Consider the following 8,091-nt stretch of genomic DNA (forward strand, 5'->3'; position numbering starts at 1 on the left):
TGAGGATTAGTGTGAAGTTCTTCCACCTTTCCAAAAGAGCCAAACCGCCAATCCGATTTCAGCCAAAGCCATCGGAAACGACAGAATCTTTTCAACTTGGACGATTTGATTGATTTGTTCCGGAAAAAGAGCTTTCGCCAGATGGATACCTGAGTAGCAAATGCCTGCGAAAATCAAAAGTCCTCCCCAGAAGTTAGGGACAAATCCGGCTTTCCAAAAGAGCACACCCAATCCAATGAGATGCAATCCGAACGCGATCAATCCAAGCGACCAGATGCTTTCAAAGGCCTTCAACTTCTGCATTACTTGACTTGCCGCTCCCTCACCGTCCAGCATCGAAAGAACGGCAATTTGATGATAAATCGCCAATCCAAGCACTGTTGCATAGAAAATTCGGATGGTAGCGGTAATCAGAGAAAGACGGGGCTGAACCTCTTTTAAAAAAATATGCAAGGCCCATGCGGCCAAAATATCCAGGATCAAAATCCCAATCCAAGCAGCAATGCCCAACTGAAAAGTTCCGATTGAAGATTGGATAGCATCAAGGGTTTTTTGGCTTTCCTCCGGAAAAACCAAGGAACCATAAACAAAGCCATAGGCATATCCGGCCAAAACTGCCATCAAAATCAGGGATATTCCGGCCAGAAGGGCATACTTTCGTTTGGAAGAATTCATAGTGCTGTTAAAATAAAATGGCTTCCCCAGGATATTTCAATCGAGGGATAGAACGGAAATAGGTTTGATTTTGGAAGTTTTGAAATCCCAAGAAAGTCCGAACAGCGATCTTAGGAAAAGTATTCGTCGGATCAGGAATTCGAAAATAACAAAACAAAACAATCCTGTAAACCCAATAGTGGCGAGAAATTTAACGAAAACCGGCCAATTCAGTGGCAAAATCACCCACGCAGCCGTGTGCAAAGCCACCATATGCAAGATATAAACTGGGTAAGCCGCCTGACTCAGATAGGTCAAAGTAGCACTGGGTTTGTTGAGGTATTTGTAGCCAAAACCGAAAATAGCCAAAATCCAGGTGACTGATTCCACCGCCATCAAATAACCTGGCGCGACCAAATCAAAGGCAAACCATCGCATCAAGTACATGCCGAGAGCTAGCCCTAGGTAAGCCCAGCGCCATTTTAAAATTGTCTTCCAAAATGATTCCCCGCTGTACACCAAAAGAAAACCACAGAAAAAGGCCAAAATCCCAATAAAGAACCCATGCCAAGTCAAAGCATACATTTCAAAGACCTGTGGCTTGACCAAAATAACTTCCAAGACAAAAAGTAAAGAAAGCGAAAGTGGTCCCAACGGATTGCTCATCCAGGCTGCAAGTCTTTTCTTAAATCCTCCATTTTCTGACTTTTTCAATATGAAGAAAATCGGAGCCAAAATCAACACGTAAGCGAAGATGTTACCGAGAAACCACAAGTGGGCGGGATGTGGCGAATAGCCGAGCGGTAAATTGTAGTATGCCTGGAAAAGCAGGAAATGAAGTGGTACAATCGCCACCACTCCAAAAAGAAAGGGAAGCAGGATTCGCCTGCTTCGCTCCATGAGGAGTTCCTTCCAATTCCGCTTGCGGATAGCAAAATACACGCCCATTCCTGAGACGAAGAATAGAAATGGAATTCGCCAAACATTCAATAAGGTCATGGGCTTCCATAGCCCTTCCATGAGCTCATCGCTTTTGATAAAACCCAGAAACATAGCCCAGGGTTGGAATACTATCGCAATGTGATAGATCAGCAGCAGGGCGATCGCAATCACCCGCAGCCAATCGATGTCGTATCTTCTTTGAGTAGTCATGATCCAATGAATTAATTATCCGACTTACTGCAGCATCATGGCGATGACCGGACGGGTCTTCTCCAGCTGCTCCATGTCCAATTGAAGCCCCATTGATCCAAGTTGCTGCTGCATCATTTCATAGATTGGCTTGACTTCGGCAAATGGTCCCATGACGGTCTCACGTGGTGTAAAACCAAAGTTGTTTCTCAGTTTTTTATCTGCTTCCACATCGAGGAGGATTTCGACGATTTCTACACGGCCAAAAAAGGCTGCTGCATGCAAAGGAGTCGTCCCATCATTATTGGCGATAGTCAAGTCAGCCCCAGCGTCTACCAGCACTTGGGCGATTTTCCGCTTGTCAAAGGTGATGGCTGTAATCAGAGGAGTGGATCCACTGAAGGGTTCCTTGGCATCAATGTCCGAACCTGCTGCAATGTGTTGCTTGATTATCGCAAGATTATTGGTCATTACTGCAGTGTGAATGTCAAGTTCAGGGGCTTCAATTTGCTGGCTTGGGCCAGTACGGTCCTGCGCTTTATTACATCCGGGCAAAAGAACTACTGCTAATAAAAGGCTTGCAATAATTTTGAGTGTGTTGTTTTTTGAGATTTTCATCATGGTGTTTTTTTGATTGAATACTTTTTGACTTTTGTTCGCTACAAAGTTGGGGCAAAGCTCAGGGGTAGATGTAAAAGACAGGTTGCCAAAAGCATAAAGTATCGCTCAAGGATAAGAATTATGACGCAAGCCTATAAACTATGAAGCAGAAGCCTCCCATTTGCAGGAGAATTTTTGGAAAAAGTCAGGGTGTCTTTGAATAAATTTCTCTACCTTGAAAATTGATTTTTAGCATGGCAGAAGGTCAAAAACATAGTGAAGACTTCCTTTCTCAGGCTACCGCTCTCGTCGTAGAGCGGGCAGCTGATGAGCAGTTTGGGGTATCTGAACTCGCAAAGGCGATGAATATGAGTCGGTCAAATCTACTTCGAAAAGTACAGGCAGCAACAGGTCTTTCAGCAAGCCTTTTTATCAGAAAAATCCGCTTGGAAATCGCAATAGATTTGCTGAAAGAAGGTAATATGACCGTTTCGGATGTTTCGTATCAGGTAGGTTTTGGGAGCGCATCCTATTTTATCAAATGCTTCCGGGAGCAATACGGCTTTCCTCCCGGTGAAGTCGGAAAACAAAAAAAAGAGACCCCACCTGAAGAGTCAAAAACTGTTGTTCAATCAAAACAAGACCGAAATTCCAAAACATGGATTTTTGGCCTTCTGTGTGTTTTAGTGGTGGTCGCGATCGGATATTTCTTTTGGCCCAAAACATCTTCCGAGCTTTCGGAGGAAGAAAAATCCATCGCCGTACTGCCCTTCAAAAATGAAAGTGCCGATTCGAGCAATATCTACTTTGTCAATGGACTGATGGAGTCTACGCTGAACAACCTTCAGAAAATCAAAAATCTCCGTGTGATCAGTCGCTCGTCCGTAGAAAAGTACCGAAACCCCAATAAAAGTATCTCCGAAATGGCCGCCGAACTCGGGGTAAGTTATTTCGTGTCAGGAACCGGACAAAAGGTCGGTGAGCAAGTTTTGCTAAGCATCCAACTGATCGATGCGGAGACGGAGCGACAGATCTGGGCGGAGCAGTACAATCGGCAATTGGCAGATATTTTTTCTATTCAAAATGAGATTGCTACCCAAATCACCGATGCTATTAAAGTAATTGTCACTCCCACCGAACTCGAGCAAATCGAAAAGCGGCCGACTGAGATTCTACTAGCTTATGATTACTATTTGCAGGCTTTGGAACCCTACCATTCACGTACGGATGAAGGGTTGCAAAAGGGAATAGCACTATTCGAAAAGGCAATTGCAGAAGATCCAGAGTTTTCTCTTGCCTATGCACATGTAGCTATTTCTTATTATCTGCTGGAGATGTTTCGCTCCGAAAAGCAGTTTACCGAAAAAATCAACTCCTACGCCGACAAGGCTCTGTTATTCGATTCTAAATCCGCTGAAAGCCTGACAGCCAAAGCTTTTTATTACATTCAAAGCGAAGAATTTTCCCTGGCCCGGCCATATTTGGAAAAAGCCCTGGAATACAATCCAAATTCGGCTTTGGTAATACAAATGCTTGCGGATTTTTATTTCCGTCTCGCACCAGATACGGAAAAATACCTTGAATATGCTCTTCGGGGGGTAAAGCTACAAGTGGCAAGCACCGACTCAACTGCCCAAAGCTACAGCTACCTTCAGCTCTCCAATGCCTTGGTTACAGCAGGTTTCATTGATGAAGCTTTAGAATATATCGACCGATCCTTGGCTTTAGACCCCAACAATTACTATGCTCCGCATCTCAGATCATACATTCTTTTTGCACGGGACAATAACAAGGAAAAAATGCTTCAGCGCCTCATCCAGGAATGGAAAAAAGATTTTACTCGATTAGATATTTTACAGGATATCGGGAAGTTCTTTTATCTGGATGAGGAGTACGACAGCGCCTTTGTTTACTATCGTCAATTTGTAGAGGCAAGAAAGGCAAGCGGCTTGAATATTTACCAATTGGAAAATGCCAAAATAGCCCTTGTTTATGAAAAAGTGGGAAAGAAGGAAGAGGCCAATCGGCTTTTTGAGGAATTTGTGGGCTTTGCCGAGCAGGATCATTCGGTTTATCGGAACCTAGCTTTAGCGACCAAATTTGCTATGGAGAATAACCAAGACATGGCCTTGAATCACCTGGAAGCTTTCGCAGAAGAAGACAATCATCAGTTTTGGTTTTTGTACCTGAAAGACGAGCCAGTCTTTGAACCGATCAAAAATAGACCGGAATTTCTAAAAGCGATAGAGAAAATAGAGACTAGATTTTGGGAGCAACACGAAAAAATCAAATTGTAAGCGTGATTTTTCAAGGACAAGGTTAGTATCCCACGTCATTTTCCAGACAGAAAATTCAGAAGGTTTAATTCGATGATAAACAAAATTTCCTCCATGAAGTCTGAGAATTTTGGCTTCCATTACCTATATGGATCTGCTTTGATCTGCTTCAGTCAATTTTTTGCCTTCTTAATTCAAAAAACCCAACAGGTTTGACTTGTAAGTCTGACCAACAGGCAGTTTCACCCCAGCTATACTGACTTGGTTTCCTTCTACAAACTCAATTTGATGCCGGTTGATTAGGTAGGATTTATGGATTCGGATAAAGTGGTTCAGAATTGGAAATATCCATGGATGAGGAGATGGAATTAGCCGCTTTTTTAACCCATCCCAAAAACATCGAAAATGATCAAGAAATCGTCTTCTCCCAAAAAGTGCGAATAAAGTCAGGAAAAGGACAGCTTAAAATCAGGTTGGATCAAATCCCTGAAATTATTGTTTTGGACCCTTGGGGCACTCGAACCGAACAAAGTCGAAAGGATAATTTCTTCCAGACTAAGATTGGCTTCTAATTGTGGCGACCAAGGATATATTGTATAGGCTTGATTTAAGGCAAAAGCTCGTCGGGTTTATATCTACGCGATTCAGCATCCCTCCGGAATGAGATACCTTGGTGTAGTTCTCCGGTGCTTCAAAAAAAAAGAATCAAATGAAGCAGTCAGGTCTAATTTTCTTGAATTCTGCTTTTCCCAAATCCGTCAAATAGGGATAAATCATCAGCAATAAATTATCGGTTTGGTGATCCAGGTAATCTTCGTTAATGTCAATTTCATAAATAAAGGAATTGTAAAGCCAAGTATTGCTGAAACCAATCATCCGTTCAATTAGAAATTGTCGTTCGGAAGAAAATTCAAAATTCCGTAATAAGCCTTTGGCTGTTAAATACTTCATAAGAAATTCATAACCTTCAAATCGCTTCAGGTAAACTGCCTCAAAATGGGCCTTTATGGATTTGTTTAGCCTGAGTAGATTATAAAGGTCAGTCCAGAAAAACCGGTAATCAACCATCCTCTTCAAACTCTGATGGATATCCTGTTTGATGGTTTGAAAAGTAATTTCCTGCACACCCAACTGCTCTATTCTATTGTCAAATTCCTTCACCATTTCAAAATACAGGGCTTCTAAGATATCCTCCCTGGTTTTGAAATGATAGTTCAAGTTCCCGGAACTCATATCCAACTTCTTCGCTATCATCCTGATTGTCACATTACTAAACCCAAAATCATTGAAAAGTAATCTTGCTGCGGCTAATATTTTTGTTTTCGTATCCAAATCTTTAATTAGTAAACCTGTCCTAATTCAAATTATTTTAGTAAACTTGTCCTAAATTAAGAATTATATCAATGCGGCGTGGCTTTCTTAACCTCTATCTGAATAAAAATTTGCACGGGCATACCAAATGGATTAGAAATGGGATCATTATTTAAGTCGGAACAGGGAAAGCAAGAAATACTTCGGCTCTACGACCAAAAACTGGAAAGTCTTGGGGTCGCGTATTCAGTCAGAATGATAAATACGAGTTTTGGAAAGACCAACATCATCGTAACTGGGAATCCAGAAAAGCCGCCCATCATTTTGATTCATGGTTCGAATGGTTGTGCACCGATTGCTTTGGAAACCTATAGGGATCTGCTCGATTCATTCTCCGTTTTTGCTGTGGACGTGCTTGCTCAGCCCAACAAAAGCGCAGAAACTCGCCTGAGTATGCAGGATAATTCTTATGGTATTTGGATGAATGAGATAATTAAGGAGCTGAACATTCAGAATGTGATTCTTGCCGGTTTTTCATTTGGGGGATTGATCATTCTTAAGACGCTCATTCACAATGAAAAGAAAATCAAGGAGGTTTTTCTTACAGCCCCTGCATTTGTGGTAAATGGAAATCCAATTAAGGCACTCTTTCGGTTTTTTATACCCATGAAGCGGTTTATGAAAACTCAAAAAGACAAATACCTCGAACAGTTTTTGGCCAGTGCCTTCACAGATCAGGATGATTTTGCAAAGCAAAGTTTAGCCTTGGTCTTTCGTCATTTTACGATGGATTTTAGCCCGGTTCCGGTTATAAAATCAAAAGAGGCTATGAAGATCCGCACACCTATCACATTGATTGCCGCAGGAAATGACATTCTATTTCCTGGACGAAAAATGATCAGACGCGCGAAGAAAATCTTCCCTTCCCTGGAAAGTACGGTATTGTTGAAGGACTCGAAGCATGTCCAAAACAAAACCGATAATTCAAGAATAGCTACGATTATCAAGAAAAAAGCCCAATTGTAATAACATATCTACTAGTAGCAATAATGAACAAAAGAAAAACTGCACGTATTACAGGATGGGCACTCGTAGTAATGGCCATTTTAGCGGGCTTTTCTCTGGGATATGCCTTTCCTGAATTTAATCAAACGGGTAACCTAGAATCTTTAACGCACCTGATTCAGGCAAGACAAGCACTTTATGTAAGTATGCTAATAGGGCTATTTGTAATCGTTCTTTTGGACCTACTCGTAACCTATACGCTTTACCACTACTTCGAGGAAGTCAATAAAACAGTTTCTTTCATCGCGGCTATTTTCCGAATGCTGTACACCCTGTTTTTTGGAGTAGCCATCTATTTTCTAATAGGCAACGCAGCGAATCATGAGTTATCCAATCTCCAGATTCATCAAAATTTCGACTTATTTGAGACCATTTGGAATTGGGGCTTGGTAATTTTTGGATTTCATTTAATCCTCATCGGCTACTTAATGATGGTTCAAAATGCGATTTACAAGCTATTAGTATATCTTATGTTTTTAGCCGGAGCATCATACGTAATTGTTCCTTTCTTAAAAGAGGGACCTACAAATTTGGAAATCGTGGCTAAGGTAGAATTGATATTGGCATTTCCCATGGCAATAGGTGAGCTTGGCTTTGCCATATGGCTGATTGTAAAAGGTGGCAAATCCATTGCAAAAGAATCTGATTCCAACTAACTACTGATTTTGAATAAAACGATCTACAAAACCTATACAAAAAGTGCCATTTAGGCCATTGCATATTAAAAAATCCCAGCAACAATTTAATTACAATGAATATGATTAAACCAATGAAGTCATCTATGAATAAGTTATTCCTTCCAATCTTTTTTCTCGTCCTTATAGGTTCTTGCACCTCAAAACCCCAAGAATTGGATGAAAGTAAAACAAGACTGGAAAATGAGATTCGTGGTCAGGTAAAGATTTTGGACGAGCCAGAAAGTTTTAGCTCGATAAGCGATAAAATGGTGGAATACAAAATCCCATCTATCTCTATTGCGGTAATAACTCAAGGTGAAATTGTACCGGCCCCTAAATTAATCGGACGTAAAATAGTTTAAAAACTGTAAATTTAC

The 8,091-nt window shown here is 41.2% G+C and carries 10 protein-coding genes; 5 read left to right on the forward strand and 5 right to left on the reverse strand.

The window, feature by feature from the left end:
- Nucleotides 1–6: 6 nt before the first annotated feature.
- From IAQ59_RS05505 to IAQ59_RS05515, 3 genes are read right to left on the reverse strand one after another with little or no spacing between them, the layout of a single operon-like run.
- The gene (locus IAQ59_RS05505; protein WP_209329774.1) at nucleotides 7–675 is read right to left on the reverse strand and encodes a DUF4386 domain-containing protein; all 669 of its coding nucleotides are present in this window, start codon (nucleotides 673–675) and stop codon (nucleotides 7–9) included.
- A gap of 36 nt (nucleotides 676–711) precedes the next feature.
- Nucleotides 712–1,806, reverse strand: a complete 1,095-nt coding sequence (locus tag IAQ59_RS05510; RefSeq protein ID WP_209329775.1) for an acyltransferase family protein — start codon at nucleotides 1,804–1,806, stop codon at nucleotides 712–714.
- 24 nt (nucleotides 1,807–1,830) lie between these two features.
- Nucleotides 1,831–2,406, reverse strand: a complete 576-nt coding sequence (locus tag IAQ59_RS05515; protein WP_245189448.1) for an ankyrin repeat domain-containing protein — start codon at nucleotides 2,404–2,406, stop codon at nucleotides 1,831–1,833.
- Between the two features lie 233 nt (nucleotides 2,407–2,639).
- Between IAQ59_RS05515 and IAQ59_RS05520 the strand changes: the two genes are divergently transcribed.
- Nucleotides 2,640–4,682, forward strand: coding sequence for a helix-turn-helix domain-containing protein (locus IAQ59_RS05520; protein ID WP_209329776.1), 2,043 nt, complete (start codon nucleotides 2,640–2,642; stop codon nucleotides 4,680–4,682).
- Between the two features lie 168 nt (nucleotides 4,683–4,850).
- Here IAQ59_RS05520 and IAQ59_RS22735 read toward each other — a convergent pair whose 3' ends face one another.
- Complete coding sequence (locus IAQ59_RS22735; RefSeq protein WP_209329809.1) at nucleotides 4,851–5,111, reverse strand: LytTR family transcriptional regulator DNA-binding domain-containing protein; 261 nt, start codon at nucleotides 5,109–5,111, stop codon at nucleotides 4,851–4,853.
- Here IAQ59_RS22735 and IAQ59_RS05530 point away from each other — a divergent pair.
- A complete protein-coding gene (locus IAQ59_RS05530; protein ID WP_209329777.1) occupies nucleotides 5,000–5,233 on the forward strand; it encodes a hypothetical protein in 234 nt (77 codons plus the stop codon). The two genes, IAQ59_RS22735 and IAQ59_RS05530, sit on opposite strands and share 112 nt — an antisense overlap.
- Nucleotides 5,234–5,366: 133 nt before the next feature.
- Here the strand turns inward: IAQ59_RS05530 and IAQ59_RS05535 are convergent, their stop codons facing one another.
- Nucleotides 5,367–5,993, reverse strand: coding sequence for a TetR/AcrR family transcriptional regulator (locus IAQ59_RS05535; RefSeq protein ID WP_209329778.1), 627 nt, complete (start codon nucleotides 5,991–5,993; stop codon nucleotides 5,367–5,369).
- Nucleotides 5,994–6,131: 138 nt separating this feature from the next.
- On the opposite strand from IAQ59_RS05535, the gene IAQ59_RS05540 reads away from it, so the two are divergent.
- From IAQ59_RS05540 to IAQ59_RS05550, 3 genes are all read left to right on the forward strand, one after another.
- On the forward strand, nucleotides 6,132–6,998 hold the full coding sequence (locus IAQ59_RS05540; RefSeq protein ID WP_209329779.1) for an alpha/beta fold hydrolase: 867 nt from the start codon (nucleotides 6,132–6,134) through the stop codon (nucleotides 6,996–6,998).
- A 23-nt stretch (nucleotides 6,999–7,021) separates the two neighbouring features.
- Nucleotides 7,022–7,693: a DUF4386 domain-containing protein gene (locus tag IAQ59_RS05545; RefSeq protein ID WP_209329780.1), complete on the forward strand. Its 672-nt coding sequence runs from the start codon at nucleotides 7,022–7,024 to the stop codon at nucleotides 7,691–7,693.
- Between the two features lie 125 nt (nucleotides 7,694–7,818).
- Nucleotides 7,819–8,076: a hypothetical protein gene (locus IAQ59_RS05550; RefSeq protein WP_209329781.1), complete on the forward strand. Its 258-nt coding sequence runs from the start codon at nucleotides 7,819–7,821 to the stop codon at nucleotides 8,074–8,076.
- Nucleotides 8,077–8,091: the final 15 nt, after the last annotated feature.

Origin of the sequence: Lunatimonas salinarum (genome assembly GCF_017811155.1) — a bacterium.
In the GTDB taxonomy this organism is placed as follows: domain Bacteria; phylum Bacteroidota; class Bacteroidia; order Cytophagales; family Cyclobacteriaceae; genus Lunatimonas; species Lunatimonas salinarum.

Coding starts and splice junctions, on each gene's coding strand:
- IAQ59_RS05505 (WP_209329774.1), bottom strand. CDS start 675: ATGAATTCTTCCAAACGAAAGTATGCCCTTCTGGCCGGAATATCCCTG.
- IAQ59_RS05510 (WP_209329775.1), bottom strand. CDS start 1,806: ATGACTACTCAAAGAAGATACGACATCGATTGGCTGCGGGTGATTGCG.
- IAQ59_RS05515 (WP_245189448.1), bottom strand. CDS start 2,406: ATGATGAAAATCTCAAAAAACAACACACTCAAAATTATTGCAAGCCTT.
- IAQ59_RS05520 (WP_209329776.1), top strand. CDS start 2,640: ATGGCAGAAGGTCAAAAACATAGTGAAGACTTCCTTTCTCAGGCTACC.
- IAQ59_RS05540 (WP_209329779.1), top strand. CDS start 6,132: ATGGGATCATTATTTAAGTCGGAACAGGGAAAGCAAGAAATACTTCGG.
- IAQ59_RS05545 (WP_209329780.1), top strand. CDS start 7,022: ATGAACAAAAGAAAAACTGCACGTATTACAGGATGGGCACTCGTAGTA.
- IAQ59_RS05550 (WP_209329781.1), top strand. CDS start 7,819: ATGAATAAGTTATTCCTTCCAATCTTTTTTCTCGTCCTTATAGGTTCT.